This window comes from Mixta sp., from assembly GCF_024610815.1.
Lineage (GTDB): Bacteria > Pseudomonadota > Gammaproteobacteria > Enterobacterales > Enterobacteriaceae > Mixta > Mixta calida.
The window spans coordinates 1-5,659 of sequence record NZ_JANION010000121.1 but is presented as its reverse complement, the minus strand read 5'-3'; the positions used below and the strand labels follow the sequence as shown (position 1 = coordinate 5,659).

Genomic DNA, 5,659 nt, shown 5'->3' with positions numbered 1-5,659 from the left:
AACCTAACTTATTCTCCGCATTGTGATCCTAATCACCTATTAGTGGTATCGCGGTACTTTTAACTTATTTTCATGATGGTAGAGTGTGCCGCGAAAACGGGGTATCCCCAGGACACTATTTGTTTACCGGCGGTGAATAACTGCGCTCGCATAGCCGAACGCCGACGGTTTTTTATATTCATTCGTTACTCATGGAGATGGTAATGGCCTCACAGCAAACCGCAATCCAGACCGGACAGGCGACAACACACGCCAGCAGCTGGCGCAAAACCGATACCATGTGGATGTTGGGACTTTACGGTACGGCGATTGGCGCCGGCGTACTCTTTTTGCCGATCAATGCCGGCATCGGCGGACTGGTGCCGCTGATTATTATGGCGCTGCTGGCTTTCCCGATGACTTACTACGCGCACCGCGGCCTCTGCCGTTTCGTGCTGTCGGGCAGCAAGCCAGGCGAAGATATCACTGAAGTGGTAGAAGAGCATTTCGGCATCGGCGCCGGCAAGGTGATTACGCTGCTCTACTTTTTCGCCATTTACCCTATTCTGCTGGTTTACAGCGTAGCGATTACCAATACGGTAGAGAGCTTTCTGACCCACCAGCTGCACATTCAGGCGCCGCCGCGCGCGCTGCTGTCGCTGCTGTTGATCGTCGGTTTGATGATGATTATCCGCTTCGGGAAAGAGGTGATTGTAAAAACCATGAGCCTGCTGGTTTTTCCGTTTGTCGGCGTGCTGATGCTGCTGGCGTTCTGGCTGATCCCGAACTGGAGCACGGCGATTTTCCAGGAGGCTTCTTTTAGCGGCAACGGCGGCAACCTGCCGATGACGCTGTGGCTGGCGCTGCCGGTGATGGTATTCTCTTTTAACCACTCGCCGATTATTTCCGCCTTTGCCTTAGCGAAGCGCGAGGAGTATGGCGAAGAGGCTGAACGCAAATGTTCACGCATTCTGGCGCTGAGCCATGTGATGATGGTGCTGACGGTAATGTTTTTCGTCTTCAGCTGCGTGCTGTCTCTTTCGCCGGCGCATCTGGCGGAAGCGAAAGCGCAGAATATCTCCATCCTCTCCTATCTCGCCAACCACTTTAATACGCCGATGATGGCGTGGCTGGCGCCGATTGTGGCGATGGTAGCGATCACCAAATCGTTCCTTGGTCACTATCTGGGCGCGCGTGAAGGCTTTAACGGGTTGATCATCAAGTCGTTGCGCAGCCGTGGCAAAAGCATCAGCGAGAATAAGCTGAACCGTCTGACCGCGCTGTTTATGCTGGTGACCACCTGGCTGGTGGCGACCTGGAACCCAAGCATTCTTGGTATGATCGAGACGCTGGGCGGTCCGATTATCGCGGTGCTGCTGTTCCTGATGCCGATGTACGCCATCAATAAAGTGCCGGCGATGCGTCGCTACAGCGGCGCCCTGAGCAACATTTTCGTGGTGGTTATCGGAACGATTTCTATCTCCGCTATCATCTGGTCGCTGGTGGGATAAGCTGCGGCGTCAGAAGTAAAAAGGTCGGCATTGCCAGCCTTTTTGCTTTTTGGCAGTTGGGGTTGCGGGATTGGGTATGTGAGGGAGAAGGCGCCTGCGTGATCAAGCGGCTGAGGGAACAGGCGCCTGCGTGATCAGGTGGCCGAGGGAGCTGGCGTCTGCGTAGTCAGGTGGCCGAAGGAGCTGGCGCCTGCGCAGGGAGGAGAGGCCGATCGTAAAGACGCAATCCGTCATCCCTGACAGCTCGGCCCGCGCCTTCCCTGGCGCGGGACGCTTTATTCCCCGACCTCTCCTCCCCGCGCCTTGCGTTCAGGCGTCGTTTGTCAGAATGCCCGGTCAGGCTTGTTGCTGATAAATTTCAATGAAGCCTGCGGTAAGAATGGCAAATAACAACTGGTGATAATGCCGGAGAAGGTAAAGCTCTGATCGGGCTGAACGGTAAATGATCGCTGGTTATAAGTTCTGAAAGGGTAAAACCCTGGTCGGGCTGAACGGCAAATGGCCGCTGGCTATAACCCTGAAAAGTTAAAACCCCGGCCGGGCTGAACGGCAAACTGCGTTTGTGTCAGGCGCGATAAAAAAGGTCGGCAGCGCCGACCTTTTTTGCCTGGCTGTTGTTACGAGAACCACTTCCCGAACCAGCCGTTGAACTTCATCATCACGAAATCGACGATGCGGCTAAAGAAGCCGCCTTCCTGCACCGGCTCCAGCACCACCAGCGGCCGTTGCGCAACGGTTTTGCCATTCAACTGAAAATCGATGGTGCCCACCGGCTGATACTTTTTCAGCGGCGCCTGCAGCTGCGGCGCGCTCAGGGTGAAGCTCGCCTTCAGGTTTTTCATCTGCCCTTTCGGGATCGTCAGCGCGACATCTTTCTCCACGCCCAGATTCACTTCTTTGCTGTCGCCAAACCAGACGCGCTGCTGCGTAAAGGGCGCATTAGCCTTGATGGGTATCACCGTTTCAAAAAAGCGAAAGCCCCAGGTCAGCAGCTTTTCGCTCTCGCGGAAGCGAATCGCATCCGTTTTTGCGCCCATCACCACGGAAATCAGGCGCATATCGCCTTCGGTGGCGGAAGCCACCAGGTTATTGCCGGCACCCGCCGTATGGCCGGTCTTAATGCCGTCGACGTTAAGATTGCTGCTCCACAGCAGGCGGTTGCGGTTGCGCTGGGTAATATTATTGAAGGTGAACGACTTCTCTTTATTCAGGGCGTATTCTTCCGGCACGTCGCGGATCAGCGCCTGGCCGATCAGCGCCATATCGCGCGCGGTGCTGTACTGCCCTTCCGCATCCAGGCCGTGCACAGTTTTGAAGTGGGTGTTTTTCAGGCCCAGCGCGCGGACATAATTGTTCATCAGCCCGACAAAGGCATCCTGACTGCCCGCCACGTAATCGGCCAGCGCGATGCTGGCGTCGTTACCCGACTGAATCACTATGCCTTTATTCAGCTCCGATACCGGAATGCGGTCGCCGGGCTTGAGGAACATCAGCGATGAGCCTTTCAGAATTGGATTGCCGGTGGCCCAGGCGTCCTGCCCTACGGTTACCATATCGTCGCGGGTGATTTTGCCGCTTTTTAGCGCCTGGCCGATAACGTAGCTCGACATCATTTTCGTCAGACTGGCGGGATCGAGCCGATCGTCAGCGTTAGCTTCCGCCAGCACATCCCCGCTGGCGTAATCCATCAAAATCCAGGATTTCGCCTCAATCTGCGGCGCGGCGGGCGCCTGCTCGGCGTTAACAACAACAGGAAGCAGCATCAGCGTGCCGCTTATCGCCAGCGTACAAAGGCCAGCGTGAAGGCGCATTTTTTTCATGATGGAATCGAATAACCTGTAGAAATATCATAAGTTTCATAAAGATATGAAACGCAGCATCCTACGCTAACCTGTCGGAGCAGCGATTAAAACCGCTGCTGCGTAAAGTTATTTAGAGTTTGGTAGAAAAATCTTATTCTGGCGTCCGATTCGCTATCTCTTAAATGCGCCTGATTCTGATTTTGCCTGAAATAGCTAAGACGATCACAAAACTCCGCTAACCTGAAGAAAATGGGTCTGAGGAGAATCATCGTGGATTTAGCGCTTTTCGATCTGGATAAAACGCTGATTTGTGCAGACAGCAACAGCCTGTGGATGCGCTGGCTGGTATCGCAGGGCTATGCGCCCGAAACGCTGATCGCTGAAGAAGAGGCGCTGATGGCGCAATATTGTCAGGGCGCGCTGTCGCTGGAAGCCTATATGAGCCGGACGCTGGCGCCGCTGAGCGGGATGGGCACCCTGACGGTCAACGGCTGGGTACGCCGCTTTATTCACCGCGATATTATGCCGCGCGTCTACCCCGCCGCACGCGAGCGTCTCGCCTGGCATCAGCAGCGCGGCGACACCATTATGCTGATCTCCGCCAGCGGCGAACATCTGATGGCGCCGATTGCGCAACGTCTCGGCGCGCACGGCGCGCTGGCGGTGGGCGTAGAGATTGTCGACGATCGCTACAGCGGCGCGCCGTGCGCGGTGATGGCGTGGCGGGCAGGCAAGGCGACGCGTCTCGCCGACTGGCGCGCGCTGCAACAGGAAAACCGCTTCCAGCAGACGTGGGCCTACAGCGATTCCATCACCGATCTGCCGCTGTTGGCGTTGGCGGATCACGCCTGCGCCGTCAATCCCGACGCGCAGCTGCTGGATGAGGCGCGACAGCGCGGCTGGCAGGTCGCCCACTGGGAAAAATAGCGCGCGCGCCTGAACCCGGCGCCGGGGTTCAGGCGCGTTTTACGGTTGCAGGCCCACTTTCAGCAGTTTGCCGTCGCGTTCGTCGGTCAGCACGTAGAGATAGCCATCCGGCCCCTGACGCACGTCGCGAATGCGCTCGCCGCGATCCTGCAACAGTCGCTCCTCCTCTATGACCTTGTCGCCGTTCAGGCTAAGGCGAATCAGATTTTTTTCCTTCAGCGCGCCGATAAACAGCGAATTTTTCCACGGCTGGAAGCGGGCGCTGTTGTAAAACGTCATGCCGCTGATCGCCGGTGAGTTTTTCCACCAGTAGATGGGCTGCTCGGTGCCCGGCGCTTCGCCGCCTTTGGACTGCGGCACTTTCTCGCCGCTGTAGTCGATGCCCCAGGTGGCGATCGGCCAGCCATAGTTTTTGCCCTTTTCGGGAATATTCACCTCATCGCCGCCGCGCGGACCATGCTCGCTTTCCCACATTTGCTGCGTCCAGGGATTCAGCGCCAGCCCCTGCGGATTGCGCAGGCCATACGCCCAAATTTCCGGGCGCGCATTGTTGCGGCCGACAAAAGGATTATCTTCCGGCACCGAGCCATCCGCTTTCAGGCGCACCAGCTTGCCTTGCAGCTTATCGAGATCCTGCGCAGTCTCGCTCTGGAAATTATCGCCAAAGGCGATCCAGAGATACCCTTCGCGGTCAAAGGCGAGACGGGTGCCGAGATTCGCGCCGCTGGAAAGCTTCGGCTGCTGGCGCAGCGCCACATTGAAATTCGTCAGCTGGCGATTGTCTTCGCTCAGTTTGCCGTAGCCGACCACCGCGCCGACGCGTCCGTTATCATCCGCTTCGGTATAGCTGATCCAGACGCGACGGCTTTGGGCGAAATCGGGCGCCAGCGCCACATCCAGCAGGCCGCCCTGCCGCTGGCTCCAGACCTCCGGCACGCCGCTGATGGGCGGCGACAATCCTTTTTCCGGCTGCCACAACCGCAGCGCGCCTGCGCGTTCAGCGATCAATAAACTGCGATTGTCCGGCAGAAAGGCCAGCGACCAGGGGTGATCGAGTTTGTCCTGTAACTGCTGCACCGTAACCTGCGCAGCCAGCAACGGCGTTGAAAACAGTAAGGCTCCGCTTAACGCCAGTGAAATCAATCGACGAGACATAACGCGCTCCTTGTGGGATTAGTCCAGGTTAACTGTAGCAGCAATGCGCAGGCTCGCCGCTTCCCTCCAGCGCAGCAGCCGAAGCTGGCGCTGCATCCTTTTCCATAGTGCCAGGAAGAAGGCTCTCCAGCTTTGCTCTGACTTTTCACTCCCAGCTGCATCCAGCCTTTCAGACTTCTTTTGTGAGTTTTTTCACGCTTTTCACTTTAAAGACGCCAGAAACTTGTCTGAAAGTGAAAGCAAACTAATATTTTATAAGGCGTTAATATTTACATTTCCCTGGTG

The 5,659-nt window shown here is 56.7% G+C and carries 4 protein-coding genes; 2 read left to right on the top strand and 2 right to left on the bottom strand.

Features of this window, described 5'->3' with window-relative positions:
* The first annotated feature begins 203 nt into the window (after window positions 1–203).
* Complete coding sequence (locus MYY08_RS08535; protein ID WP_084970289.1) at window positions 204–1,490, top strand: HAAAP family serine/threonine permease; 1,287 nt, start codon at window positions 204–206, stop codon at window positions 1,488–1,490.
* 617 nt (window positions 1,491–2,107) lie between these two features.
* Here the strand turns inward: MYY08_RS08535 and MYY08_RS08530 are convergent.
* Window positions 2,108–3,310: a serine hydrolase gene (locus MYY08_RS08530; RefSeq protein ID WP_081981817.1), complete on the bottom strand. Its 1,203-nt coding sequence runs from the start codon at window positions 3,308–3,310 to the stop codon at window positions 2,108–2,110.
* Between the two features lie 252 nt (window positions 3,311–3,562).
* Here MYY08_RS08530 and MYY08_RS08525 point away from each other — a divergent pair, with 252 nt between their 5' ends.
* Complete coding sequence (locus MYY08_RS08525; RefSeq protein ID WP_038627142.1) at window positions 3,563–4,219, top strand: HAD family hydrolase; 657 nt, start codon at window positions 3,563–3,565, stop codon at window positions 4,217–4,219.
* Between the two features lie 39 nt (window positions 4,220–4,258).
* Here MYY08_RS08525 and MYY08_RS08520 read toward each other — a convergent pair whose 3' ends face one another.
* Window positions 4,259–5,374, bottom strand: coding sequence for a PQQ-dependent sugar dehydrogenase (locus MYY08_RS08520; RefSeq protein WP_190296674.1), 1,116 nt, complete (start codon window positions 5,372–5,374; stop codon window positions 4,259–4,261).
* Window positions 5,375–5,659 lie beyond the last annotated feature (285 nt).